Raw genomic sequence first — 25,207 nt, 5'->3', positions numbered from 1 at the left:
AGGGCCGGGAAGGTCGGCACTCTTCAGGCGGCGCCTCCGGCGTGGCGGGCGGCCTCCAGCCGGTCGCCGCTGGCCTTCAGCAGCGCACGGGCGCCGTCCGGGCCGAGGTCGCGCTCGATCATCAGCACGGCCACCTTGACGTTCCAGTCCGCCGCCTCCAGCGCGGCCCGCGCGGCGGCGGACCCGGCGCCGGTGATGTCGCCGACGATCCGAGTCGCCCTGCCCGCGAGCTTCTCGTTCACCGCCGAGACCTCGATCATGGCGTTCCCGTACGTCCTGCCGAGCCGGATCATCGCGATCGTGGAGATCATGTTGAGCACGAGCTTCTGGGCGGTCCCCGCCTTGAGCCGGGTCGAGCCGGCCACCACCTCGGGACCGACGACCACCTCGATCGGGTGCTCGGCCCGCTCCGACAGCGGCGACCCCGGGTTGCAGGACAGGCTCACGGTCAGCGCCCCGCGGCGGGCGGCCTCGCCCAGCGCCCCGAGCACGAACGGCGCGCGACCGCTGGCGGAGATCCCCACGACCGAGTCGAGCGGGCCCAGGCCGCGGCCGGCGACGGCCGCCGCCCCGCCGTCATGGTCGTCCTCGGCGCCCTCGACCGACCGGGTCAGCGCGGCCTCGCCGCCCGCGATGACACCCTGCACGAGTTCGGGGTCGGTGCCGAAGGTCGGCGGGCACTCCGAGGCGTCGAGGACGCCCAGCCTGCCGGACGTCCCCGCCCCCACGTAGAACAGGCGTCCGCCCCGCGCCATGCGGGCGGCGATCGCGTCGATGGCGGCCGAGACGGCCGGAATGGCCCTGGCCACCGCGCCGGGCACCGTGGCGTCGGCCGCGTTCATCAGGCGGGCGATCTCCTCGGTCGGCAACCGGTCGATCTCGCGGTAACGCGGATCGCTCTGCTCGGTATAGAGCTCGCTTCGCTCTGTGTCGAGCCCGCTTTGCTCTGTGTCGAGCTCGCCATGCTCTGTGGACAGGCCCGTCAATGGGTCAGTCATCTTGTCCCTGTCGTCGGTTTCCAACTCCGGCCTCCCCCGTTCGCCGTACGCGTCCGAAACGACTCCTCACCGGCGGCTCACCGGCACGGCGACCACGCTGCGGCGCTCGGGATGGAAGCAGGCGTGCTCCTGCGGCATGTCGCCGTCGCGGCCGAGCGCGGGCCGCTCGCGTTCGCACCGCTCCGTCCTGAAGGGGCAGCGCGGCGCGAACAGGCAGCCGTCCGGGTGCTCCCCCGACGCCTCCACCGGCACGACCCGCTGCTCGCCCGGCGACTCCAGGCCGTGCAGCACCGGGATGGCCGACAGCAGCGCCTGCGTGTAGGGATGCACCGGAGCCGAGATGACGGTCTCGACCGGGCCGCGTTCGACGACCTGGCCGCGGTAGATGACGTACAGCTCGCCGTCGGTGCCGATGTAGCGGGCCGTCGCCACGTCGTGGGTGATGAACAGCACGCTCACCCCGAGCCGCTCGCGCAGGTCCTTCAGCAGCGCGAGGATGCCCAGGCGCAGCGACACGTCGATCATCGAGACGGCCTCGTCGGCGACCAGGACCTCGGGGTCGACGGTGAGCGCGCGGGCGATCACCACGCGCTGGCGCATGCCTCCGGACAGCTGGTGGGGATAGCGCGGCAGCACGTAGCCCGGGTCGAGCCCGACCAGGCCGAGCAGTTCCCTGGCCCGCTCGTCCGCCCACGAGCGCGGCCGGCCGGTCTGCCTCGCCCGCAGCGCGAGCGGCGCGGCCAGCGCCTGGTGGATCGTGCGCGTCGGGTTCAGCGCGGAGTAGGGGTCCTGGTGGATGAGCTGGACCCGGCGGTAGTACGGCTGCCGCCTGCGGTGGCTCAGCGACGACATCGCCACGTCGTCGATCACGATCTCCCCGGAGTCGCAGGTCTCCAGCCCGGCGATGATCCGGCCGAGCGTGGTCTTGCCGCAGCCCGACTCGCCGATGAACGAGACGGCGCCGCCCTTCGGAATGGCGAAGTCCACGCCGCGCAGCGCGGGCACCTCACGGGCGCCGAGCACGCCGCCGCGCTGCCGGAACGTCTTCGTGATGCCGGTCCCGCTGATCACGCCTGGTCCTCCCCCGTCGCGGCGGCCACGGCCGGTCTGTCCCCGTCCTCGTCCCGTACGGCGTGGCAGGCCGCCGACCGGGAGCCCGAGACGACCACCGGTGGCCGGCCGGTCTCGCACACGTCCATACGCAGCGGGCAGCGCTCGCGGAACACGCACCCGTCGGCCGGGATGTCGGCCAGCGTCGGCGGGCGGCCCGGCAGGGCGTGCGCCTCGCCGATGTCGCCGACGAGGCGCGGGATGGCCCCGAGCAGCCCCCGCGTGTACGGGTGGCGCGGCTCGGACAGCACCTCGCGGGTGGGACCCTGCTCGGCCACCCGCCCGCCGTACATGACCGCGAGCCGGTCGGCGACCTCGGCGACCACCCCGAGGTCGTGGGTGATGACGAGCGTGGTGAGGCCGCGCTCGGCGTGCACCTCCCTGACGATGCGCAGGATCGTCGCCTGCGTGATCATGTCGAGGGCGGTCGTGGGCTCGTCCAGCACGACGAGGCGGGCGTTCAGCACCAGGGCCAGCATGATGCCGACCCGCTGGCGCATGCCGCCGGACAGTTCGTGCTGGTAGGAGTCGAGCACCCGGGCGCCGTCCAGGCCCATCCGGCCGAGCAGGTCGCGGGCGTCCGCCAGCAGGCCGCGCGGGTTCTCGACGCCGTGGGAGCGGCCCAGGTCGAGCACCTGTTTGCCGACCGTCTTGAGCGGGTTGAGGGAGTTCTGCGCCGCCTGGAAGACGTACCCGACGTGTCGTCCCCGGGCTCGGCGCAGCCCCTCGCCGCCGAGCGCGACGACGTCGCCGAGCCCGTCGATCTCGACGCTGCCCGCCGCGATCCTGCCGGGCGGCTGGACGGCGTTGAGCAGCGACAGCGCGAGCGTGGACTTGCCTGAGCCCGACTCGCCGACGACGCCGGTGATCGTGCCCGGCGCGAGGTCGAGGTCGACGCCGGACACCGCCGGCAGCTCGCCGGCCGGGGTGCGGTAGACCACGGTCAGCCCGCGGATCCGCACGCCGGGAGGACTCTGCTCGGGAGCCATGCTCACTCCTCCCGCAGCCGGGGGTTGAAGATCTCGTCCATGGCGTCCACGACCAGCACGATGCCGAGCGTGAGCAGCAGGATCGCCAGCAGCGGCGCCAGCAGATACGGCAGCGCGGCCGTCGTGGTCAGCGCGCCGCCGCCGAAGACGGCGAGGTTGAGCATGACGCCCCAGTTGTTCGCCTCGAACGGCAGCACACCCAGGAAGAACAGGCCCACCTGCGCGTAGACCGCGCCGGTCACCGCGATGAGCGCGTTCATCGCGATGTACGGAGCCATGCCGGGCAGCAGTTCCCTGCCCACGATGTGCGTCGTGGACAGGCCGAGCCCCCGTGCGGCCTCGATGAAGCCGCGCTCGCGCAGTGAGAGCGTCTGCGACCGCACGGCCCGGGCCACGCCGCCCCAGCCGAGCAGCCCCAGCACCAGGCCCATCTCGACGGCGCCGGTGAACTTCCACACCGTCGACAGCACAAGCAGCAGCGGCAGCCCCGGGATCGTGAGCTTCATGTCGGTGAACCGCATGAGCACGCTGTCCCAGCGGCCCCGCCGGAACCCGGCGAACAACCCCACGCCCGCGCCGACCACGACCGTGATGACGGCCGTCACGACGGCGGTCAGCAGGACGTACCGGGAGCCGGTGACGACGAGGGCGAGCACGTCCGTGCCCTCGAAGTCGGTGCCGAACGGATGCCGCAGGCTCGGCGAGGCGTAGAGCGCGCTCGTGTCGCGGGGCAGGGGGTCGGGGTAGAGCATCGGCCCGAAGATCCCCATGAAGGCGAACACCGCGAGGATGACCGCACCGGCCATCCGGCTCGGCTTGCGCCGCATGACCCGCCAGACGCCCCGCCAGAAGTTGCGGCGGACCGCCGCGGCGCCCCCCGCCTCCGCCTCCGGCACGATGGTCGCGCTCATGCCGCCTCCCCTCCGCTGCGCACCCGGGGGTCGATGACCGTGTAGAGGAGGTCGGCGGCGATGTTCGCGACGACGATCGCGGTCGTGATGAGCAGGAACGCCCCGCCCATCAGGGAGTAGTCGCGGTTGTTGATGCTGTCGATGAGCATCAGCCCCAGGCCCGGGTAGTTGAAGATGCGCTCGATGAAGATCGCGCCACCGAAGAGCAGGCCCAGCGAGAGCGCCAGGATCGTGAACAGCGGCAGGATCGCGTTGCGCGCCACGTAACGGAAGATGATCGACCGCTTCATCCCGCGCAGTTCGGCGGCCAGGATGAAGTCGTCGCCGAGCACGGTGACCACGCTCGACTTCATCGCGAGGATCCACCCGCCGTAGCCGGCCAGCGCGTACGTGACGACGGGCAGGGTGGCGTGCTGGACCAGCGAGCCGATGTAGTCGGCGGTGAAGCCGGGGTCGATCATGATGTCGGCCGTCCCCCCGGCGGGGAGGATCGGGACCAGCGTGGTGAAGATCGCCCCCAGCAGCAGCGCCAGCACGTACTGCGGGACGCCGTGCAGCAGCGATCCGGAGATCGCGAGGAGGTCGCCCAGCACGCCCGTCCTCTTGATCGCCGCGTAGACGCCCATGACGACGCCGACGAGGAAGCTCAGCAGCGTCCCGGCGAGCACCGGGATCACGGTCCACTTGGCGGCCGAGAACAGCACGGTGGACACGCCGGCGCCGGGCACGGACAGCGACTGCCCGAGGTCGAGGTGGGCCAGCCCGCCCATGTAGTCGAGGTACTGCTCCCACAGGCCGCCCTTCGGCGTGAAGCCGTACAGCGCCTCGACCGCGCGCTGGGCGGCGTCGGGGGCCATGCCCTGCTCGACGAGCTTCTGATAGCGGGCCGCGAGCGGGTCGCCGGGGACGCTCCTGATGATCAGGAAGCTGATCGTCGTGACGACCAGGATCATGACGAACCCGCGGGCCACATGGCCCGCGAGCCGCCGCAGGAGAACCGCCATGGACTACTGCTTCTTCTTGATCAGGCCGAGCTGGATCCAGACGCCGGAGGGCTGGCGCAGCAGGTCGCTCTCGTCCTCGGGGAAGCCGGTGAAGCGGTTGGTGTTGACGAACTGGGTGTTCACGTAGTCCCAGAGCTGGATCACCGGCAGGTCCTGGTTGGCCGCCTTGGCGAGCTTGGCGATGACGGCCTTCTGCTCGTCGCCGCTGACGCTGTTGAGCTGGGCGGTCAGCTCGCCGGGGTTGACCGCGCCGACGCCCTCGACGTCGATCGTCTCGGGGCCGCCCATCCAGTTGCCGTCCTTGCCGGGGGCCGAGTGCTTGACCTTGCCGCCGAGGATGTTCCAGCCGTTGGAGGAGCCGTACAGGCGCTGGAAGATGTTGTACGGCGCGGGGCCGAGCGCGATGAGCCAGAAGCCGAGGTCGTACTTGCCCTCGTTGAGCTCGGACAGGTAGAGCGGGTAGTCGGCGGTGGTGACCACCTCGGCGTCCACGCCGGCCGTGGTGAGCTGGCTGGTGATGGCCTTGGCCGCGGAGACCCAGTCGGAGAACGGCGCCGGGATGTGGATGGTCACCTTCCACGGCTTGCCGTCGGCCAGCGTCCACTTGCCGTCCTTCTTCTGGAGGCCGGCCTCTGTGAACTCCTTGTCCGCCGTGGCCGGGTCCAGCTTGTACGGCTCCAGCGCGTCGAGTTCGGCGCCGAGCCATTCCCTGGCGGCCTTCTGGTGGATGCCCGAGGTGGTCACGGCCGCCGTGCCCCCCTCCGGGGAGGCGATCTGCGTGACCTCCTCACGGTTGATCAGGTAGGCCAGCCCGCGCCGCACGTGCACGTTGTCGTACGGCTTCTTCGCCTGGTTGAACGCCAGCGATACGGCCACCGGGGAGTAGCCCTTGATGACCTGGTTGCCGGGCGTCGCCTTGATTCGCTTCATCACGTCGGCGGGCACCGCGGTGAACGGGGCGTTGTCGAGCTTGCCGGAGGTCAGATAGTTCCAGATCTGCTCGTTCCCGGTGGTGTTGAGCAGCTTGAGCTGGTCGGGCGCGACGTTGGCGGCGTTGTAGAAGTTCTTGTTCTTCACCAGCAGCGCCTCGCCGGGGTTCATCCGCTTGAGGACGAACGGCCCGGCCGACACGTCCTGGGCCGGGGCGAACGCGAGCACCTTCTCCGACAGCGCCTTGATCTGCCCGCGCGCCGCCTCCGCCTCCGGGCCGTCGCCGCGGGCGGCCTTGAGCGTCTCCCAGAAGTCGGCGGGGACGACGCTCTGCCACACGTGCTTCGGCACCACGAAGGCGTCCATGACCCCGCGCACGAACGTGACGCTGGGGTTCTTCATGTCCTGTGTGATCTTGATGGTCTTGTCGTCGACGACTTCGACGTCCGAGGCGGCGCCGGCCGCGCCGGGGTCGACCGCGAAGGCGGTGCTGCCCTGGGTGTAGGCCAGCGCGATGGAGAACTTCACGTCCTCGGCGGTGACGGGCTGCCCGTCGGACCACTTGTTGCCCGGCTGCAGGTGGAGGGTGATGGAGGAGTTGTCCGGCGCGATGTCCCAGCTCGCCGCGATGCCCGGATAGAACTGGTTCGGGTCGGTGAGGGTGTTCTTCGCCCAGGCGATCCTCATCGCGTTGTAGCCCCAGAACGCGTTGCCCTTGGGGTTCCACGGGTTGATCGGCGCGTTGACGTCGAGCGACGGTTTGTTGATATCCACCGTGGTGTAGACGCCTCCACCGCCGCCGCCTGTGGAGTTCCCGTTCGTGCCGCCGCCGCTGCATGCCGCGACGGCCGCGAGGCTGAGCAACGCCGCGACCGCTGTCAGACGTTTCATTGACCGCTCCGGGGGGTTGTTCTGATGCGGATCTTGTCCGGACCTTATGCGGCGGCCCAAGCTCAGGTCAATAATCTGCAAAACTCGTGAGGGTTCTGCAACTTTCCTTCATTCGGATCACGGCGAAACCGAGCGCCGCGATCGCCCGCCTGGAGTGGCGGTCTTCTCTCCGGCCGGTCAGCGAACTGTTACTGGTCGCCTCCATGCGATCACATTACGTTGCGAGCAAAAGGCCCCGCCGTACGAGGAGGACTGGCGTGAAGTCCATCGCCCGATTCTGTGGCAACTGCAGCTGCGGCTGCCCCGAGCTGTTCGTGGACGCCTCCGCCCCGGCAGAGCGTCAGGTCGTCATCACCGACGACTTCGGCCAGAAGGTGGAGATGAGCCTCGACCAGCTCGGCTCGCTCGTGGAGGCGGCGAAGACCGGCGCGCTCGACGACCTCGCGCTCACCGGCTGACCGTGAACCCGGCCGCCCTGTTCGCCGGGGGCCTCGCCGCCGGCCTGGCCGCGGGCACAGCGTCGTGCGCCGCGGTCCAGGGCGGCCTCCTCATCGGCCTCGTCTCCCCCTCCGGCGACCGGCACGGCCCGTCGCGCGGCCTCCCGCCGGTGGCCGCGTTCCTCACCGGCAGGCTCATCGCCCACACCGCCCTCGGCGCGTTGCTCGGGCTGGCGGGCGCGGCCGTCCAGGTCGGCCCCCGCACCCGAGCCGCGCTGCTCGTCGCCGCGGGAACCGCGGTGGTCGTCCTCGCCGTACGGATGCTCCGCCGGCGCCGCGAGGCGGGCTGCGTGCCGGCGAGGAAGGGGCCCGCCCCTGCAGGCGGCGACCCGCACGCATGCTCGTGCCCGGACAGCGGGCACGGACACGATCGCGCGCCGGTGCGTGGCGCGGCCGGTGGCACCGGTTCCCCGGACACCGGCGCCCGTTCCCCCACTCTCGTGCGGGCGGCGGCACTGGGCATGGCCACGATCTTCGTACCCTGCGGCGTCACGATCGGCATGGAGATCGTGGCCGTCTCCTCGGGGTCGGCGCTCGGGGGCGCGGCCGCGCTCGCTGGGCTCGCCCTCGGCACGGCTCCCGCCTTCGCCGCCCTGGGACTGCTGCTGCGCACGCTCGCCTCGACGAGGCTGGCCGCCCTGGCGGGGATCGCGGCCCTGGCCGCCGGACTGTTCACCGTCGGCTCAGGCATGCGACTCGGCGGCTGGCTGCCAGAGCTCGGTTCTCCCGCCGCCGCGGCGGGGCGCGCCCTCACCGGAACGGACGGCGTCCAGCGGCTCACCATCTGGGCGACCGCTGAGGGTTTCCGGCCCGGCATCGCCGTCGCCGCCGCCGGCCGGCCCGTCGAGATCGTGTTCAGGACCGACGACAACCGGGGCTGCACGCGCACGCTCGCCATCGACGACCGCGACGTCGTGCTCCCCGTGACGGGCGCGCGCGTGGTGCGGCTCGCCGCCCGTCCGGAGGGGCGGCTGCGCTACGCCTGCGGGATGGGAATGTACGTGGGCTTCGTCAGGTTCGAGCGCGTCCCCTGACGCCAAGGTCTTACCAATAACCCTCCGTGACGTCTCGGTTACGTGTCACGCTGTCTCCCATGACACTAGTGGGAGCGACGGAGGCGACCGCGTGGCCCGGGATACCGATCCCGCGTACCCCTGAACCCCTGGACCCGGCCGAGGCGAACCTGGTCGACAGGGCCCGCGACGGCGACCGCGACGCGGCGCACCGGCTGGGCCGGCTGTGCGCGGAGCGCGACGACCGACTGGGCGCCCGGCACTGGTGGGAACGGGCGGCGCGGGCGGGCAACGTCGACAGCGCCTACAACCTGGGGCTGTGGCACCGCACGCACGGGACGACCGAGGAGGCCATCGGCTGGTTCGAGCTGGCGGCGGCCACCGGCGACACCGACGCGGCGACGAACCTCGCCTCGCTGCTGCTGGAGCGGCGCGGCGACACCGACGGAGCGCGCACGTGGTTCGAGCGGGCGGCGGAGGACGGCTCCCGCCACGCGGCCCGGCGGCTGGCCCTGCTGTGCGAGGACCAGGGCGACGGCATGGGAGCACGGCGCTGGCACTTCAGGGCGGCCGTCGACGGCGACCTGCGCTCGGCGCACGACCTGGGCTTTCTGGGCTACGCCGCGGGCGACGAGGCCGAGGCGCTGCACTGGTGGGAGTACGCGGCGCGCGGCGGCCACGCGGAGGCCGCCTATCACATGGCCCTGCTCCTGCACGCGGCCCGCGACGAGAAGGGCGCGGAGGCGTTCTACCGGCTCGCCGCCCGCGCCGACCACCCCGGCGCGGCCTTCCGGCTCGGCGACATGGCGCTGTGCCGGGGCGACCTGCCCACGGCGCGCGCCTGCTTCGAACGGGCGGCGAAGACCGGGCGGCCGGACGCGCGGCGGATGGCCGGCCTGGTCTGCGCCCGCATGGACGACAAGGCGGCGACCGCCCACTGGTACGGGCGGGCCGCGGCCGACGACCCGGAGGCCGCCTTCCGGTTCGGGCTGCTGCTCGTCGCGGAGCACAACGACCTGAAGGGCGGGCGCCACTGGTTCAGGCGGGCGGCCGAACGCGGGCACCACGGCGCCATGGTCGAACTGCGGACGCTGCTGCCCCTGCTGGGCGCGTCGCCCGAGGCCGAGGAATGCCTGCTCGACCCGGCCGCGCCCTACTGGAGCCGGCCCGCGGAACCCGTGCAGGCCGCGCGCGCGGAGCTCGCCGTGGCTGCGGCACGCAGGCGCGGCGACCCGGCGGCCGAGCCCGCGGACCTGGTCGAGATCCTCGGCACGTGGGATCTGGTCACAGGGGACCTCGTCACAGGAGATCTGGTGACAGGGAATCCGGTCACCGGGGATCTCGTCGCCGGTGGCCTGTCGAGCGCTGACGTCCCCAGCGGCGCGTTACCCGCCGGGAACGAGGTGAGCCCGGCGGACACCGTGGGGTGGCTCGCCAGGGCGAGCGGATTACACCGGGCCGCGATCGAGCACCTCGGCCTGGTGCGCGCGACGCTGCTGCGGCCGGGCACGGCCCCGTGGCCCACTCCGGCCGAGGTCGAGCACGTGCTCGGCACCGCGAGGGATCTGCGCAGACGCCTCGGCCTGCGCTGATCCCCCACGTCTGCGGTCAGGCGGCGAGGATCTCCGCGACCGGCGTGTACTGCAGGTCGTGCGCCTCCGCGACCGGCTCGTTGGTGAGCACGCCGGCGTGGGTGTTGAGGCCCAGGCCGAGCGCCTCGTCGCCGCGCAGCGCGTCCTTCCAGCCCTTGTCGGCGAGCTTGACGGCGTAGGGCAGGGTCGCGTTGGTCAGGGCGTAGGTGGAGGTGTTGGCCACCGAGCCCGGCATGTTCGCCACGCAGTAGAACACCGACTCGTGCACGCGGAACGTCGGCGCGTCGTGCGTGGTCGGGCGGGAGTCCTCGAAGCAGCCGCCCTGGTCGATCGCGATGTCGACGAGCACGGAGCCCGGCTTCATGCGGGAGACCAGCTCGTTGGAGACGAGCGTCGGGGCCTTGGCACCCGGGATGAGCACGGCGCCGATGACCAGGTCGGCCTCGATCACGGCCCGCTCGATCGCGTACGACGTCGAGACCAGCGTCTTCAGCCGGCCCTGGTAGATGGCGTCGATGAAGCGCAGCCGGTCGATGTTGACGTCGAGGATCGTCACGTCGGCGCCCATGCCGACGGCGATCTGCGCCGCGTTCAGGCCGGAGACGCCGCCGCCGATCACGACGACCTTGGCGGGGGCCACACCGGGCACCCCGCCGGGGAGCACGCCGCGGCCGCCGTTGAAGCGCATCAGGTTGTACGCGCCGACCTGGGGCGCCAGCCGCCCGGCGACCTCCGACATCGGGGCCAGCAGCGGCAGGCCGTTGCCGACCTGGACGGTCTCGTACGCGATGGCGGTGGTGCCGGCCGCGAGCAGCGCGTCGGTGCAGGACCGGGAGGCCGCCAGGTGGAGGTAGGTGAACAGGATCTGGTCCGCGCGGAGCCGGTGGTACTCCTCCGCGATCGGCTCCTTGACCTTGAGGATCATCTCGGACTCGGCCCACACCTCGTCGGCGCCCTCGACCAGCTTGGCGCCGGCCGCGAGGTACTCCTCGTCGGTGATGTGGGAGCCGAGCCCGGCGCCGCGCTGGACGCTGACCTCGTGGCCGTGACGGACGAGCTCGTGGACGCCGGCCGGGGTGGCGGCGACGCGGTACTCGTGGTTCTTGACCTCGGCGGGCACACCGATCTTCATGAGTTGTGTCCTTTCAAGCGGTCACTCGTCACGGTCGCCCCCTACCCGGCCGCACGAGCTCCTTGGTCTACAGTCGGGCCCACGCCTCGGTGAGCACCGAACGGAGGATCGACTCGATCTCGTCGAACTCCTTGGGGCCGCAGATCAGCGGCGGGGCGAGCTGCACGACCGGGTCCCCACGGTCGTCCGCCCGGCAGTACAGGCCGGCGTCGTACAGCGCCTTCGAGAGGAAGCCGCGCAGCAGGCGCTCCGACTCCTCCTCGTTGAACGTCTGCTTGGTGGACTTGTCCTTGACCAGCTCGATCCCGTAGAAGTAGCCCGAGCCGCGGACGTCGCCGACGATCGGCAGGTCCAGCAGCCGGTCGAGGGTCGCCTTGAACACCGGCTCGTTGGCCGTCACGTGCTCGAGCAGGCCCTCCCGCTCGAAGATGTCGAGGTTGGCCAGGGCGACGGCGGCCGACACCGGGTGGCCGCCGAAGGTGTAGCCGTGCGCGAAGGTCTCGGTGCCGTTCTTGAACGGCTCGAACAGCCGCTCCGAGGCGATCATCGCGCCGATGGGCGAGTAACCGCTGGTCAGACCCTTCGCACAGGTGATGATGTCCGGCACGTAGTCGAACTTCTGGCCGCCGAACATCGTGCCGAGCCGGCCGAAGGCGCAGATGACCTCGTCGGACACGAGCAGCACGTCGTGGGCGTCGCAGATCTCGCGCAGGCGCTGGAAGTATCCGGGGGGCGGCGGGAAGCAGCCGCCGGCGTTCTGCACGGGCTCGACGAAGACGGCGGCCACGGTGTCCGGGCCCTCCATCTCGATGGCCTTGCCGACCTGGTCGGCGGCCCAGCGGCCGAACGCCTCGGGGTCCTTCTCCAGGCCGGGGAAGCCGGAGATCTCGTCGGCGCGGTAGAGGTTCGTGTTGGGGGCCTTGATCGCGCCGGGCACCAGCGGCTCGAAGACCTGCTTGAGCGCCGGGATGCCGGTGATCGACAGCGCGCCCTGCGGGGTGCCGTGGTAGGCGATGGCCCGGCTGACGACCTTGGTCTTCAGCGGCTTGCCCTTGAGCTTGTAGTACTGCTTGGCCAGCTTCCAGGCCGACTCCACGGCCTCGCCGCCGCCGGTGGTGAAGAACACGCGGTTGAGGTCGCCGGGGGTGAGCTCCGCGAGCCGCGCGGCGAGCTCGGCGGCCTTCGGGTGCGCGTACGACCACAGGGGGAAGAACGCGAGCTCCTGGGCCTGCTTGGCGGCGGCCTCGGCCAGTTCGGCGCGGCCGTGGCCGACCTGGACCACGAACAGTCCGGCCAGCCCGTCGAGGTACCGCTTGCCGTGGATGTCGTAGACGTAGGCGCCCTCGCCGCGCACGATCATGGGCACCTCCCCTCCCTCGTAGGAGGAGTGGCGCGTGAAGTGCATCCAGAGATTGTCCTGTGCGGCCTTGAGAACGTCGGGGCGCGTCATCGCAACCTTCCCGTCAGGTGATCCGTCGCTGTTGGACAGTGTGCATGCCGCTTCGGCGTTTTGCCAAGTGATTACGTGGCTCCACTGTGAAAGAAGTTCGGATTCCGTGACATCGACATGTAACGGCAACGAAATCCGTCACGGTAGATTGAGGCCGTCCAGGCCTGGGAGATGGGTCCGCCGGACCTGTGGTCAAATGGGGTCCACCCAGCCGGGAAGATCCGCGTACATCCGGGAGAACGCCGTGACACCAGAGGAGATCGAGCGCGCCGTCGAGGAGGGCATGCCGCAGACGGTCGAGGACCTCAGCCGCCTGGTCGCCATCCCGTCCGTCGCGTTCCCCGGCCACTCCGAGGCCCCGGTCCTGGAAGCCGCGGCGCTCGTCGAGCGGCTGCTGCGCGCCGCAGGTCTCCCGCACGTCCGGCAGATCCCCATCGAGGGCAGCTTCCCCGCCGTGTTCGCCGAGGCGCCCGCCCCCGACGGGGCCCCGACCGTGCTGCTCTACGCGCACTACGACGTGCAGCCCTCCGGCGACCTCGCCCTGTGGCGCACTCCGCCGTTCGAGCCCACGGTCGCCGACGGCATCATGTACGGCCGGGGTGCGGCCGACGACAAGAGCGGCGTCATCACCCACGTGGCCGCGCTGCGCGCCTTCAACGGCCGGTTCCCGGTCGGCGTGAAGGTCATCATCGAGGGCCAGGAGGAGTACGCCGGCGAGCGTCTGGAGGCGTTCGTCGAGGCCAACCCCGAGCTGCTGCGCGCCGACGCCATGGTCATCGCCGACGTGGGCAACCCCGAGGTGGGCGACCCCGCGATCACCACGTCGCTGCGCGGCATGGCCGCGTTCACCGTGGAGGTCCGCACGCTCGCCGAGGCCGTGCACAGCGGCGCGTTCGGCGGCGCCGCGCCCGACGCGCTGGCCGCGCTCATGCGCATGCTGACCGCCATGCACGACGATCAGGGGAACGTACGGGTGCCCGGGCTCGAACCGGGGACCTTCCCCGGCGCGGCGCTCGGCGATGAGGAGTTCCGCTCGCTCGCCGGGGTGCTCGACGGCGTGTCACTCGTCGGCGACGGCTCGCTCGCCGACCGGCTCTGGGCGTCGTACGCGATCACGGTGACCGGGCTGGACGTGCCGACGGTGACCGGCGCGATCAACGCGGTTCAGGCGGTGGCCCGGGCCCGCGTCACGATCCGCATCCCCGCGAGCGGGAACGCCAGGCAGGCGCTGAACGACGTGACGGCCTTCCTGGAGAAGGTCGCGCCGTGGGGGGTCAAGGTCTCCTTCGGCGACTTCGTCAGCGGCTCGGGCTTCCAGATCGAGCCGGGCGGCCCGGCCATGAACGCCGCGGAGCGCGCGCTGGAGCGCGCCTTCGGCCGGAAGCCGCGCCAGGTCGGCCAGGGCGGTTCGATCCCCCTGGTGGCGGCCCTCGCCCGGCAGTTCCCCAAGGCCGAGATCCTGCTGTACGGCGCGGAGGACGACGGCGCCTCGATCCACGCCCCCAACGAGCGGGTGGTGCTGGAGGAGCTGCGCCGCATCATCACGACCGAAGCCCTGTTCCTCGCCGACTACGGCGGCTGGCACGGCGCGGCCTGAACCCGATCGTTGTAGCGGGAAGGCCCGGTGGCGGGGGGGACCACCGGGCCTTCCGTCTTTCTCGCACCGCCGTCACACGTGGCCCGGGGATCCCGGGACCGGCCGGCGCGCTTACTGGTAGTGGATGTCGGAGGAGCTGTAGATGCAGTTCGTCCCGTCGGCGCCGCTACCGATCTCCGTCGGCTCGCTGCCCTTCGGCACGCCCTTGTACTTCAGGCACACGATCATCTTGTGGTCGGGGTCGTTCTTGATCGTGATGTTCGAGAAGCGCGCGGTGTCGCCCCAGTTGGTGTTGATGCCCGCGAGCGCCTTGCCGGGGTAGGTCGCCACGATGTTCGACATCTGGACGTGCCGCTGGTAGGAGTTCGTGCAGTTGCCGCAGGCACGGTAGAGCTTCCCGAAGTTGTCCACCTGGAAGTTCTTGATGACCATCGTGCCGGGGCCGTTGTGCTGGAACACCTTGTCGGACGCGCTCTTGGCGCCGCCGCCGTCGATGGTCATGACCTGCGACGACGAGCTGCCCAGCAGGGTCGCCGCGTCCTCGCCGACGTCCTCCCACCAGACGTTCTGCAGGGTGCAGCTGCCCAGGCAGTGGATGCCGTCGGCGCCGGGCGAACCGATGATGACGTTCTTGAGCGTCGCGCCGTTGGCCAGCTCGAAGATCGGGTCCTGACTCTCGCTCTGTCCGCCGTCGCCCATGTCGCCGCTGGCGTAGTAGCGCTTCAGGCCGCCGTCCATGGTGCCGGAGACGCTGATCGTGCTGGTGACCGCCTGCGAGCCGTTCGCGCTGGGCCAGCCCGACGGCGGCGTCGGGTTGGTGGTCGGGCTCTTCGTCGGCGTGGCGGTGGGGGTGGACGACGGCTGGGAACCGGCGGGCTGGAGGGTCCACTGCTTGGTGTCCACCGAGTCGCAGGAGTTCTGCTGCACGAGCGCGCCCGAGGACGTGGAGTTGTCCTTGGTGTTCAGGCACTTGTCGCTGTTGGCGTTGATGACGCGGTAGGTGGATCCCGAGGCGGTGAGCTGCCAGGTCTGCGACGAGGCGCCGGTGCATGATTCCTGCTGGACGGCCTTGCCCGCGGAGGTGGAGGCGCCGGCGACCCCGGCGCACTTGCCGCTGTTGCCCGCGGCCAGGCGGAAGCCGCTGCCCTGGGCCGACAGGTTCCAGGTCTGGTTGCTCGCGCCGTTGCAGGCGGCAACCGTGAGCTGCACGCCGTCCGCGCCGCTGCCGCCGGGAACGGTGAGGCACAGGCCGCTGGCGCCGTTCACGATCCGGTAGGGCCCCGCACTGGGCGCCGCGTTGGAGACGCCGGTGAAGACGCCGCCGACCAGGGCGGCGACCCCGGCGAGGGTGCCGATCACCCCGACTCCGGTTCTGGTACTCCTTCTCAAAGCCGAGCTCCTCGCAGGTCGTGCAGGACCCCTGACCGAGGCGGTGGCCGGCGCCACTTCTGGTCCCGCTGGGGGAATTCATGAATGTGAACAACATCCATGAACCGGAACACGGCCAAAATTACGGACCTCGGGAACCCGGGTCAATGCTCCATGTCGGCCAGTTGACGATCCGGTGCGGGCACCCACCCATCCCGGCAGGTGAGAGCCGGTGCACCCGGTGTCCGCCGGTGAAATTTTCATGAAACACGGAACACGCCGGGGAAGCGCCCGCTCGTGCAGGCGGCGGTGACCGGATGACCACCAGACTCCCCCTGCGCGGCGGCCACCAGCTCTGACAAGCCGCTATTGGGTCTACTGCAAAGTTTCTTTACTTATTACCCTCGTGGCGTGGAGCTAGAAGTGCGTCATCTGCGCGCGGTCTGCGCCATCGCGGACCACGGGAGCATCTCCAAGGCCGCCGCCGCGCTGAAGACCTCCCAGCCGTCCCTGACGGCTCAGCTTCGGCGCATCGAGTCGATGTTCGGCAGCCCGCTGTTCGAGCGGGGGAGGGAGGGAGCCTCGCCCACGCCCCTCGGCGAATGGGTGCTGGCACGCTCCCGCTCGCTGCTGCCCGCGTTCGAGGAACTGCGGCGCGACGGCATGCGGTTCGCCGGCCGCAGGGTGCTGCGCGTGGGCTGCATGTCCAGCCACCTCGCGCTGCACATCATCGGAACGCTCCGAGAGCTGCTGCCGGACGCCGAGGTCACGCTGCGGACCGAGGAGGCGATGGACGTGCTGCCGAGCCTGCTGCGCTCGCGGCGGCTGGAGCTGGCGACGCTCGCCGACTACCCCGGCCTCCCGCTCACGCCGCCCGCCGGCGTCGGGTACGCGCCGGTCGCGTGGGAGCCGATCTTCGTCGGAGTCGCCGAGTCGCATCCCCTGGCCGCCCGGCGGGAGATCGACCTGGCCGACCTCGCCGAGGAGGAGTGGTCGCTGCCGGTGATGATCGAGGTCGGCCACCGCGAGCACTTCGGCGAGGCCTGCGCGCGGGCGGGGTTCGTGCCGAAGATCGGCTGCGAGGCCACCCTCAGCGTGGCGGTGGACCTGATCGCCGCGTCCCGCTGCGTCGGGATGTTCCAGGCCACCAGCCGCGGCTATCCGGGCATCGCGATCCGCCCGCTGGCCGGGACGCCGCTCAGCTTCCGCCACCTGATCGGCTGGACCGAGGCCGGTCCCGTCGATCCGCAGATCGCCGAGCTCGTGAGGGCGGTGCGCCGCGCGTACTGGGCCGACGCCGAGAAGTCGGCGGTCTACCAGGACTGGCTCGGGCGTCACGGGCCGCTTGCCCAGCCATAACCCCCCTATACCGCGACCGTATAGGAAGGTGCGGGGTTACCCGTCTCCCGTCGTCGATGTCACGGTGTGTCTCAGCCCCGGCCGGGCTCCTCCCCTCAACCCCCCAAGGGACAGGAGTCACCAGGAGTGAGACCCCCTGCAAGGTCAGCGGCGCTGGCCGTACTGACGGCGGTAGCCCTGACCTCGTCATCCCTCGCGGGAACGGCCACCACGCCGGCTTCCGCGTCGAGCGCCCCGGCCCCACCCGGCCCCCAGGCGCGCGCACTCGCCAGCGCGGCGAGCGCTCTGGCCGCTTCGGCGCAGGCGCTGCACACCGCGCCCTCGGACGAGTTCACGCTCGCCCGCACCGTCACCGGCGCGGGCGGGCTGCGCTACCTGACCTACGCCCGCACCCATGCGGGCCTGCCCGTCCACGGCGGCGACGTCATCGTCTCCACCGACGCGTCCGGACAGACGGTGCAGGTCGTCACCACCGGTCAGCGCACCGAGCTGAACGTCTCCGAGGCGCCCCGCGTGACCGGGGCACAGGCCGCCGTGAAGGCGCGCGGCCTGCTGACCTCGGTCGAGTCCGTCGGCACGCCCACGCTCCTCGTCGACGCCGCTCTCGACACGCCCAGGCTGGCGTGGGAGACGGTGGTCACCGGCAGGAAGAAGGGCGACGTCCCGAGCGTCCTGCACGTCTTCGTCGACGCTCTCACCGGCACGGTGCTCGACTCCTACGACGACGTGAAGGCCGGCGTCGGGCACAGCTACTACAACGGCAACCCGGTGACGATCCAGACCTCCGGGTCCGCCGGCAACTACTCGATGACCGACACCACCCGCCCCGGCCTACGCTGCGGCGGCCAGAACGGCACCGCCTACACCGGGCCCGACGACGACTGGGGCAACGCCTCGGGCACCAGCCTCGAAACCGCGTGCGTCGACGCGCTCTACGCCGTACAGACCGAGTGGAACATGCTCAGGGACTGGCTCGGGCGCAGCGGCATCAACGGTTCCGGCGGCGGCTTCCCGATCCGCGTGGGCCTGGCCGACGTCAACGCGTACTGGAACGGCAGCTACACCTCGTTCGGCCACAACCAGGCGAACAACCAGCAGGCGACCTCGATGGACGTGGTCGGCCACGAGTTCGGCCACGCCATCGACCAGTACACGGGCGGCGGCGCGGGCAGCGGCAACGAGGCCGGCGGCATGGGCGAGTCGACCGGCGACATCTTCGGCGCGCTGACCGAGGCGTACGCGAACAACCCGAACGACCCGCCGGACTACCAGGTCGGCGAAGAGGTCAACCTGGTGGGCGGCGGGCCGATCCGGTACATGTACCGGCCCTCGACCAACGGCGACCCGGACTGCTACAGCGCCTCGATCCCGAACACCGAGGTCCACTCGGCGGCCGGCCCGCAGAACCACTGGTTCTACCTGCTCGCCGAGGGCACCAACCCCGGCGGCGGCAGGCCGAGCAGCCCCGTCTGCAGTGGGCCCTCGTCGCTGACCGGCATCGGCATCCAGAAGGCCGGAATGATCTTCCTGGCCTCGCTGAACCTCAAGACCCTCCCGCGCACGCACGCCAAGGCGCGCGTGAACACACTGAACGCCGCCAAGTCGCTGTTCCCCAACAGCTGCGTGGAGTTCAACGCGGTCAAGGCGGCCTGGACCGCGGTCAACGTCCCGGCGACCAACGACCCGACCTGCACGGCGAACCCGGGTGGCAACGACTTCTCCGTCTCGGTCACCCCGGCCTCCGGCAGCACGCAGGCGGGCCAGGCCGTCACCGCCACGGTGAGCACGACGGTCACCACGGGCAGCGCCCAGCAGATCACGCTGCGGACCGGCACCCTGCCCACCGGCGTCACCGCGACGTTCACCCCGGCCTCCATCACCGCCGGGCAGACCTCGCAGCTCAGGCTGGTCACGTCCGCGAGCACGCCCGCGGGCGCCTACCCCATCACGATCGTGGCGGACGGCGCGGACGTGGACAGGCAGGCGACCTACTCGCTCACGGTGGGGTCCGGCAATCCCGACCCGGCCACGCCGGACATCCCGGTGGCGAACATCAACGCCCACCTGCAGCAGCTGCAGTCGATCGGCAACCGGCCCTCGCCGTCCGGCGCGTACACCAACGCGCTGAACTACGTGAAGGCCAAGCTCGACGCCGCCGGGTACGCCACGCGGACGCAGAGCTTCACCTACAACGGCCAGACGCACACCAACCTCATCGCCGACTGGACCGGCGGGCCGGCGAGCCCGACCGTCATGCTCGGCGGTCATCTCGACAGCGTCGCGGCGGGCCCCGGCGTCAACGACAACGGGTCGGGCTCCGCCTCGCTGCTCGAGGTCGCGCTCACCCTCGCCGCGCGCAATCCCACCCTCACCAAGCACGTGCGGTTCGCCTGGTGGGGCGCCGAGGAGCTGGGCATGCGCGGCTCGACGTACTACGTGCAGAACGGCGGCGCCGCCGGAGTGGAGACCTATCTCAACTTCGACATGACCGCCTCGCCCAACGCCGGCTACTTCGTCTACGACGACGACCCGGCGCTCCAGAAGCTGTTCAACGACTACTACGCCACGCTCGACATCCCGACGGAGATCGAGACCGAGGGCGACGGGCGCAGCGACCACACGCCGTTCAAGAACGCGGGCGTGCGGGTCGGCGGCGTCTTCACCGGCGCGGAGACGATCAAGTCGGCGGCCCAGGCGCAGAAGTGGGGCGGCACGGCCGGGCAGGCGTTCGACCGCTGCTACCACTCCGCGTGCGACACCTACCCGTCCAACGTCAACACCACGGCCCTGGACCGCAACGCCGACGGCATCGCGTACGTGCTGTGGAAGCTCGCGGTCGGGCAGGGCCCGGCGCCCACCGACGACTACACCGTCTCGGCGAACCCGTCCTCGGCGTCCGTCCAGGCCGGCCAGTCGACCACGACGACGCTGTTCACCCAGGTCAGCTCGGGCAACGCCCAGCAGGTGACGCTGTCGGCGTCGAGCGTCCCCGCCGGGGTGTCGGTGTCGTTCTCGCCGCAGACGATCATCGCGGGGCAGTCGTCCCAGGTGACGATCTCGACGACCGCGGGCGCGGCGCCGGGCACGTACGCCATCGGTCTCAACGCCGACGGGAGCAGCGCCGACCACTCGGCCTCCTTCTCCCTCACCATCGGCGGCGACCAGGGCGACACCACCTGGAAGGAGTGGACCGCGTACACCGCCGGCCAGACGGTGACGTACGCGGGCAGGACCTACCGCTGCCTCCAGTCGCACACCTCGCTGCCCGGCTGGGAACCGCCGAACGTCCCGGCCCTCTGGCAACCCGTCTGACCACACGACGTCGCCCGGACCTGACTCGCGAGAGCGGGCGACGTCTCCCGACCGGGCGGAAGCCGTCCGCCCGGTGAGGAGTCAGGACGGCGTACCCCGCGGAGGGGGGCCGCCGTCCTGACTCCTCCGCACCCCGACCACCACATGGAGGAAGCCATGGAACCCGTGGACCTCGGAGACGAGGAAAGGCCCGGCGGGATCACCCGCAAGACCCTGCTCAAGGCGGCGCTGATCGGCGCCCCGATGTCGATCCTGGCGGGCACGGCGGCCCATGCCTCGCTCGCCCGCGACGCCGCGGTCACCGGCGGGCCGCTGCTCCCCACCCCTTTCTGCGACGACGACGACGATCCGACGGTCGAGCAGATCGAGGGACCCTACTTCAAGCCGAACTCCCCGCAGCGCACGACGCTGCCGGGCAGCGGCACCCCGCTGACGGTCAGCGGTTACGTCTTCGGACTCTCCTGCCGTCCACTCGCCAACGTGCTGCTGGACTTCTGGCAGGCGGACAGGAACGGCGCCTACGACAACGCCGGCTTCAACTTCCGCGGCCACCAGTACACCGGCACCGACGGCTCGTACAAGCTGACCACCATCGTCCCCGGGCTGTATCCGGGACGGACACGGCACATCCACGTGAAGGCGCAGGCGCCCAACAAGCCCGTCCTCACGACGCAGCTGTACTTCCCCGGCGAGCCGCGCAACAACACCGACACGATCTACGACGCCAGGCTGCTGATGAACGTCCGCAGCAACGGCGCCGGCCTCGAGGCGACGTTCGACTTCGTGCTGAACGTCCAGGGCGCGCCGCCCACCGGCAGCCCGTCCGCCAGCCCGACGACCGGACCCGGGAGGACCTGGCAGGCCGGCCGAACGTACACGGCCGGCGACACGGTCACCTACGGCGGCTCGGCCTACCGCTGCATTCAGGGACACACTGCCCAGGTCGGCTGGGAGCCGCCGAACGTGCCGTCCCTGTGGCAGCGCGTCGGCTAGAGGCCGGCCACGACCCCGGCACGGCCGCCGCACCATCCGCCGGCGTAGCCCGGACGCCCCGGCGGCAGGCGGCGGCCGTGCCGCTCCGTCGACGAGCCCTCCTCCCGCACCCACGAGGCCCGGTCACCGCTGACCGGGCCTCGTCTTGTGTAGGTGAAATCACACCATGACGGGCATAGGGCGAGGAGCTCTCGGCGCTACTCTTTTGTACCGACTGGTCAGTGCAAAAGAATGGAGCACAGACGTGGATGCCGGGCGGACCGCCGGGGACGTCACCCCCTCAGCCGGAACTCCCGCCGGGCCGTCCGGCCGAATGGCCGGCGGCGCGGTCGGCCCCATGGCCGGCGGCGTGTTCCGCGGCGTCGAGGTGGAGGCGCGGGAGCTGGGCGTGCGGGGTGGTCACGGCTGGGTTTACCGGCACGTCTCCCTGCACGCGGCCCCCGGGACGCTCACCGTCGTCACGGGCGAGGCGGGCAGTGGCCGTACGAGCCTGCTGCTCACTCTCGCGGGACGGATGAAGCCCACCGAGGGGACGCTCACCGTCGGCGGCCTGGCGACGCCCCGAAGGATCAGGCAGATCGCCGCCCTCGGGCTCTTCACCGAAGTGAACCCGTTCGACGACGCCCTGACCGTACGGGAGCACCTGCAGGAGCGGCTGCGCCCGCACGGGTTCCTGTGGCGCAGGCGGCACCCGGACGCCGCGCGGTCGGCGCTCGTCCACGCCGGGCTCGACCCGGATGAACTGCCGCACGGCGACCGGACCCTGACCAGGGAGCTCACCAGGGACCAGGCGGTGCGGCTGGGCGTCGCGCTCGCCCTGCTCGACCAGCCGGGCCTGCTCCTCGTGGACGACGCCGACACCGGCATCCCCGCGGGCAGGCGGCACGAGCTGTGGGACGTCCTGCGCGGCCTCGCCGACCAGGGGCTCACCGTCGTCGCGGCGTGCACCGACGCCGGGGAGGCGACCGGCGCGGCCACCACGCTGCTGCCGCTGCCCGTGCCCGCTCCCCCGCCGCCTCCACCCCCGCCGCCCGTCGCGGGGGACGACACCGGCGTGGCGCGCGGCGATGAGGCGGAGGAAGGAGAACGTCGATGAGGGTCCCCCTCCCCGGCCGGCTCGAACTGCGCAGGTTCATGCGCTCGCGGCTCACCAGGGCCGCGCTGGTCGCCGTGATCATGCTGCCCTTGCTGTACGCCGGGCTCTACCTGTGGTCGTTCTGGGATCCGCAGGCGAACCTGAACCGCGTACCGGTGGCCCTGGTGGTGGAGGACCGTCCCGCCACCACCGCCGGCGCCGCGGGAGGCCCGCCGAGCACGGTGGACGCGGGCCGCGAACTCGCCGCAGAACTGGAGCAGCGCAAGGTCTTCGCCTGGCACCGGGTCGACGCGGCCGAGGCCGACAGAGGCGTCCGCGAGGGCCGTTACTACCTGTCGCTCACGATCCCGGCCGGCTTCAGCGCGGACCTCGCCTCCCCCTCCGGTGACGGCACGCCGCGCCCGGCCCAGCTCGGCGTACGGGTGGACACCGGGCGCAGCTACATCATGCGGACGATCTCGGACGCGGTGTTCCGCGAGGTCAAGGAGGCGGCCGGGCGCAGCGCGGTCAAGGACTACCTGGACCAGATCTTCCTGTCCTTCGGCGAGCTGCACGACAAGACCACCCAGGCGGCCGACGGCGCCGATCAGTTGCACGACGGAGCCGCCGCCGCGAGCGACGGCGCCGCCTCGCTGGCCAAGGGGCTCGGGTCCGCGCAGGACGCGACCGGCAAGCTGTCGTCCGGAGCGGACGCCCTCTACGGCGGGTCGAGGCAGCTGACGAGCGGGCTGCACCAGGCCAGGACGGGCTCGGCCTCCCTGTCCGCCGGTCTGTCGAAGGCGGCCGCGGGCGCGGCCGACCTCCGCAAGGGCCTGTCCGCGCTCGACAAGGGTGCGGCCAAACTGGCCGAGGGCAACCGCGAGGTCTACCGCCAGGTCCACACCCTGTCTCCCACCGTCAACCGGGCGGCCGACAGGTACGTCCCCGTGCTGGAGAAGAACGGCGACCGCATCCGGCAGGGCGCGCTCACCCTCGCGGAGGGCGCCGACGGCTTCGCCGACGCGCTCGACGGCCTGCCCCGGCAGGTGCAGGGCTCGGCGGGCACGGCCCGGCAGGACCTGCGCGCCGTCCAGCGCTGGCTGAGCGCCCATCCCGACGCCGATCCCGAGCTGCGCGCGCTGGTCGAGCGGGCCTCCGGGTCGGCGGGCGACCTCGCGTCGGCCGCCGGACGGCTGCAGAACCGACTCGGTACCCAGGCGGGCAGGCTCGACGGCCTCGCCGGCACGGCACGGGCGGTGGCGGACGACGCCCGCGAGCTGGCCGCCGCCGCGCCCGGCCTCGGCAGCGCGCTGGACGACGCCCGCGACAAGTTCAACCAGCTCGACAAGGGGCTCAGGCAACTGGCCGACGGAGCGTCCGGCCTCCGCGACGGCGCGGGCAAGGCCGTGAACGGAGCCTCCTCACTGTCGCGCGGCCTCGGCACGCTGAACAACGGCGCGCGGAGCCTGTCCACCGGCCTGGCCAGGCTCGACAACGGAGCGACCGGTCTCAACACCGGGCTCGCCTCGCTCGCCTCCGGCGCGGGCAAGCTCGACAACGGAATCGGCAAGCTGCAGCGGGGGGCCGGCAAGCTCGACTCCGGGCTGGTCAAGCTGACCGACGGCTCGGGCGAGCTGGCCGGCAAGCTCGGCGACGGGGCCGCCCGGATCCCCGACTACGGCACGCAGGAGCGCGACAGCCGTACGGACATGATGAGCGACCCCGTCCGGCTCGCCACCAAGGTGGACAACGAGGTGCCCAACTACGGGACCGGGTTCGCGCCGTTCTTCGTGCCGCTCGCGTTGTGGGTCGGCGCGATGGTGACGTACATGCTGCTGCGGCCGCTCAACCCGCGCCTGCTCGCCGGGTCGGCTCCGGCGTGGCGGACGGCCCTGGCGGGCTGGCTGCCGGGGCTCGCGATGGGGACGCTCCAGGTGGGGGTGCTGCTCGCCGTGCTGCGCTTCGGCCTGGGGCTGGAGGCGGCGAACTGGCCGGGCGTGGTGGCCTTCCTCGTGCTGGTCACGGCGGCGTTCCTCGCCGTCGTGCAGGCGGTCAACGCGCTGCTCGGGCCGCCCGGACGGGTGGCGGTGCTGGCGCTGCTCATGCTGCAGCTCACCTCGTCGGCGGGCACCTATCCGATCGAGACCTCCCCCGGGTTCTTCCAGGCCATCTCGCCGTGGCTGCCGATGAGCTGGGTGGTGTCGGCGATGCGCCGCCTCGTCAGCGGTGGCGACACCGCCGTGGTGTGGCAGGCTTGCGGCGTGCTGTCCGCGTTCGTCGCCCTCGGTCTCGCCCTCACCGTGCTCGCCGTCCACCGCGGCCGTACGTGGTCGATGCGCCGCCTCAAGCCGGAGCTGTCGCTGTGAGCCGCTCCGGGGACGGACCGGCGAAGGAGCAGGGCGGCAGGCGGGCCGAGACGCGGCAGCGGCTCTACCGGGCCGCGGCCGACCTCATCGCCGAGCAGGGCTTCGCCGCCACGACCGTCGACGCGATCGCCGAACGCGCGGGGGTGGCCAAGGGCACCGTCTTCTACAACTTCGGCAGCAAGGAGGCGCTGTTCGCCGGCCTGCTCGACCACGGGATCGAGCGGCTCGCCGACGCCCTCGCCGAGGCCACGCGCGGCCCCGCCGCCTCACCGGTCGCCGTGCTCGACGCGCTCATGCTCGCCCAGCTCCGCTTCTTCGACGACTACGGGCCGTTCGCCCGGGTGCTGCTGGCCGAGCTGTGGCGGGCGGCCTGGCAGGACGCCGTCCTGCGGCTGCGTACGAGCGTGCTCGCGGTGTACGAGCGGGTTCTCGCGGACGCCGTGGAGGCCGGCGAGCTGCGCCCCGGCTTCGACACCGGCACCGCCGCCACGGCCGTCTTCGGCATGGTGCTCACCGTCGCCATCGAGCGTCGCGCGCTGCGCCCCGACCAGCCGGTCGAGGACGTGCTCGCGACCCTCGCCGAGCTCGTCCACCGCCGCATCTCGCCCTGACCGGCGCGG

19 protein-coding genes are annotated in these 25,207 nt (G+C 71.7%); 10 read left to right on the top strand and 9 right to left on the bottom strand.

Annotated features, from left to right (window positions below; genetic code table 11):
* Window positions 1-23 precede the first annotated feature (23 nt).
* The 6 genes from murQ to FLW16_RS25245 all read right to left on the bottom strand — a co-directional run bounded on the left by murQ (window position 24) and on the right by FLW16_RS25245 (window position 6,833).
* Window positions 24-998 (bottom strand): N-acetylmuramic acid 6-phosphate etherase, encoded by a 975-nt coding sequence (gene murQ / locus FLW16_RS25270; RefSeq protein ID WP_142562617.1) that lies wholly within the window; start codon window positions 996-998, stop codon window positions 24-26.
* Between the two features lie 66 nt (window positions 999-1,064).
* Window positions 1,065-2,069: an ABC transporter ATP-binding protein gene (locus FLW16_RS25265; protein ID WP_142562616.1), complete on the bottom strand. Its 1,005-nt coding sequence runs from the start codon at window positions 2,067-2,069 to the stop codon at window positions 1,065-1,067.
* On the bottom strand, window positions 2,066-3,097 hold the full coding sequence (locus FLW16_RS25260; RefSeq protein ID WP_142562615.1) for an ABC transporter ATP-binding protein: 1,032 nt from the start codon (window positions 3,095-3,097) through the stop codon (window positions 2,066-2,068). The genes FLW16_RS25265 and FLW16_RS25260 overlap by 4 nt, the downstream gene beginning before the upstream one ends.
* Before the next feature lie 2 nt (window positions 3,098-3,099).
* The gene (locus FLW16_RS25255) at window positions 3,100-4,008 is read right to left on the bottom strand and encodes an ABC transporter permease (RefSeq protein ID WP_142562614.1); all 909 of its coding nucleotides are present in this window, start codon (window positions 4,006-4,008) and stop codon (window positions 3,100-3,102) included.
* The gene (locus tag FLW16_RS25250; RefSeq protein WP_142562613.1) at window positions 4,005-5,012 is read right to left on the bottom strand and encodes an ABC transporter permease; all 1,008 of its coding nucleotides are present in this window, start codon (window positions 5,010-5,012) and stop codon (window positions 4,005-4,007) included. The genes FLW16_RS25255 and FLW16_RS25250 overlap by 4 nt, the downstream gene beginning before the upstream one ends.
* A gap of 3 nt (window positions 5,013-5,015) precedes the next feature.
* Window positions 5,016-6,833, bottom strand: a complete 1,818-nt coding sequence (locus tag FLW16_RS25245) for an ABC transporter substrate-binding protein (RefSeq protein WP_142562612.1) — start codon at window positions 6,831-6,833, stop codon at window positions 5,016-5,018.
* A gap of 257 nt (window positions 6,834-7,090) precedes the next feature.
* Here FLW16_RS25245 and FLW16_RS43915 point away from each other — a divergent pair, with 257 nt between their 5' ends.
* The 3 genes from FLW16_RS43915 to FLW16_RS25235 are packed head-to-tail and all read left to right on the top strand — an operon-like array spanning window position 7,091 to window position 9,935.
* Window positions 7,091-7,291 (top strand): hypothetical protein, encoded by a 201-nt coding sequence (locus FLW16_RS43915; protein ID WP_143737724.1) that lies wholly within the window; start codon window positions 7,091-7,093, stop codon window positions 7,289-7,291.
* A gap of 2 nt (window positions 7,292-7,293) precedes the next feature.
* Window positions 7,294-8,364, top strand: a complete 1,071-nt coding sequence (locus FLW16_RS25240) for a sulfite exporter TauE/SafE family protein (RefSeq protein ID WP_185949582.1) — start codon at window positions 7,294-7,296, stop codon at window positions 8,362-8,364.
* Between the two features lie 59 nt (window positions 8,365-8,423).
* Window positions 8,424-9,935, top strand: coding sequence for a tetratricopeptide repeat protein (locus FLW16_RS25235; RefSeq protein WP_142562610.1), 1,512 nt, complete (start codon window positions 8,424-8,426; stop codon window positions 9,933-9,935).
* A 16-nt stretch (window positions 9,936-9,951) separates the two neighbouring features.
* Here the strand turns inward: FLW16_RS25235 and ald are convergent, their stop codons facing one another.
* Window positions 9,952-11,067 carry an alanine dehydrogenase gene (gene ald / locus FLW16_RS25230; RefSeq protein ID WP_142562609.1) on the bottom strand — a complete coding sequence of 372 codons (1,116 nt, stop codon included), beginning with the start codon at window positions 11,065-11,067 and terminating at the stop codon, window positions 9,952-9,954.
* Window positions 11,068-11,134: 67 nt separating this feature from the next.
* Window positions 11,135-12,517 (bottom strand): aspartate aminotransferase family protein, encoded by a 1,383-nt coding sequence (locus tag FLW16_RS25225; RefSeq protein WP_142562608.1) that lies wholly within the window; start codon window positions 12,515-12,517, stop codon window positions 11,135-11,137.
* A gap of 244 nt (window positions 12,518-12,761) precedes the next feature.
* Here FLW16_RS25225 and FLW16_RS25220 point away from each other — a divergent pair, with 244 nt between their 5' ends.
* Window positions 12,762-14,114, top strand: coding sequence for a M20/M25/M40 family metallo-hydrolase (locus FLW16_RS25220; RefSeq protein WP_185949581.1), 1,353 nt, complete (start codon window positions 12,762-12,764; stop codon window positions 14,112-14,114).
* A 111-nt stretch (window positions 14,115-14,225) separates the two neighbouring features.
* On the opposite strand, the gene FLW16_RS25215 is transcribed toward FLW16_RS25220, so the two are convergent.
* Window positions 14,226-15,503 (bottom strand): pectate lyase, encoded by a 1,278-nt coding sequence (locus FLW16_RS25215; RefSeq protein WP_142562606.1) that lies wholly within the window; start codon window positions 15,501-15,503, stop codon window positions 14,226-14,228.
* Between the two features lie 390 nt (window positions 15,504-15,893).
* On the opposite strand from FLW16_RS25215, the gene FLW16_RS25210 reads away from it, so the two are divergent.
* The 6 genes from FLW16_RS25210 (at window position 15,894) to FLW16_RS25185 (ending at window position 25,198) form a co-directional block, all read left to right on the top strand.
* Window positions 15,894-16,841: a LysR family transcriptional regulator gene (locus FLW16_RS25210; RefSeq protein WP_260615562.1), complete on the top strand. Its 948-nt coding sequence runs from the start codon at window positions 15,894-15,896 to the stop codon at window positions 16,839-16,841.
* A gap of 126 nt (window positions 16,842-16,967) precedes the next feature.
* Window positions 16,968-20,153 carry a M28 family peptidase gene (locus tag FLW16_RS25205; protein ID WP_142562605.1) on the top strand — a complete coding sequence of 1,062 codons (3,186 nt, stop codon included), beginning with the start codon at window positions 16,968-16,970 and terminating at the stop codon, window positions 20,151-20,153.
* A gap of 156 nt (window positions 20,154-20,309) precedes the next feature.
* Window positions 20,310-21,146, top strand: coding sequence for a carbohydrate-binding protein (locus FLW16_RS25200; RefSeq protein ID WP_221891274.1), 837 nt, complete (start codon window positions 20,310-20,312; stop codon window positions 21,144-21,146).
* 244 nt (window positions 21,147-21,390) lie between these two features.
* Entirely contained in the window at window positions 21,391-22,242 is an 852-nt protein-coding gene (locus FLW16_RS25195; protein ID WP_221891273.1) for an ATP-binding cassette domain-containing protein, read from the top strand.
* Window positions 22,239-24,587, top strand: coding sequence for a YhgE/Pip domain-containing protein (locus tag FLW16_RS25190; protein ID WP_142562603.1), 2,349 nt, complete (start codon window positions 22,239-22,241; stop codon window positions 24,585-24,587). The genes FLW16_RS25195 and FLW16_RS25190 overlap by 4 nt, the downstream gene beginning before the upstream one ends.
* Window positions 24,584-25,198, top strand: coding sequence for a TetR/AcrR family transcriptional regulator (locus FLW16_RS25185; protein WP_142562602.1), 615 nt, complete (start codon window positions 24,584-24,586; stop codon window positions 25,196-25,198). Before FLW16_RS25190 ends, FLW16_RS25185 begins: the two co-directional genes overlap by 4 nt.
* The last annotated feature ends 9 nt before the right edge of the window (window positions 25,199-25,207 follow it).

This window comes from Microbispora sp. KK1-11 (assembly GCF_006874435.1).
Classification (GTDB): domain Bacteria; phylum Actinomycetota; class Actinomycetes; order Streptosporangiales; family Streptosporangiaceae; genus Microbispora; species Microbispora catharanthi.
This window is presented reverse-complemented; position numbering and strand designations above follow the sequence as displayed.

Bases quoted from the DNA above. Each gene is read 5' to 3' on its own strand.
- murQ (WP_142562617.1), bottom strand. From the start codon at position 998: ATGACTGACCCATTGACGGGCCTGTCCACAGAGCATGGCGAGCTCGAC.
- FLW16_RS25260 (WP_142562615.1), bottom strand. From the start codon at position 3,097: ATGGCTCCCGAGCAGAGTCCTCCCGGCGTGCGGATCCGCGGGCTGACC.
- FLW16_RS25255 (WP_142562614.1), bottom strand. From the start codon at position 4,008: ATGAGCGCGACCATCGTGCCGGAGGCGGAGGCGGGGGGCGCCGCGGCG.
- FLW16_RS25250 (WP_142562613.1), bottom strand. From the start codon at position 5,012: ATGGCGGTTCTCCTGCGGCGGCTCGCGGGCCATGTGGCCCGCGGGTTC.
- FLW16_RS25245 (WP_142562612.1), bottom strand. From the start codon at position 6,833: ATGAAACGTCTGACAGCGGTCGCGGCGTTGCTCAGCCTCGCGGCCGTC.
- FLW16_RS25235 (WP_142562610.1), top strand. From the start codon at position 8,424: ATGACACTAGTGGGAGCGACGGAGGCGACCGCGTGGCCCGGGATACCG.
- ald (WP_142562609.1), bottom strand. From the start codon at position 11,067: ATGAAGATCGGTGTGCCCGCCGAGGTCAAGAACCACGAGTACCGCGTC.
- FLW16_RS25225 (WP_142562608.1), bottom strand. From the start codon at position 12,517: ATGACGCGCCCCGACGTTCTCAAGGCCGCACAGGACAATCTCTGGATG.
- FLW16_RS25200 (WP_221891274.1), top strand. From the start codon at position 20,310: ATGGAACCCGTGGACCTCGGAGACGAGGAAAGGCCCGGCGGGATCACC.
- FLW16_RS25190 (WP_142562603.1), top strand. From the start codon at position 22,239: ATGAGGGTCCCCCTCCCCGGCCGGCTCGAACTGCGCAGGTTCATGCGC.